The organism is Virgibacillus sp. GM2-2, from assembly GCF_055329585.1.
The window spans coordinates 1-224 of the sequence record NZ_JBUZWC010000194.1 but is presented as its reverse complement, the minus strand read 5'-3'; the positions used below and the strand labels follow the sequence as shown (position 1 = coordinate 224).

The window sequence follows — 224 nt, the reverse complement described above, 5'->3', positions numbered from 1 at the left end:
AGGGTTCGTATCCGGTCCCGACCGTCACGCTCGTCACCCATTCGAGCCCCGGCGGCGGCAGCGACGTGTTCGTCCGCACGCTCGCGAAGCACCTCGGCCCCAAGATGGGCGTCAACTTCGCGATCGAGAACGTCACCGGCGGCAGCGGCGCGCGCGCGGTGGCGCGCGTCGCGCAGGCGCCGCCGGACGGGGCGATGCTGTACGTGACGACCCCGACCTACATC

General features: G+C 71.9%; 1 pseudogene. It reads left to right on the top strand.

What is annotated here, in order from left to right:
• A pseudogene (locus ACY9Z2_RS19515) lies at positions 1-224 on the top strand (hypothetical protein); the annotation flags it as partial.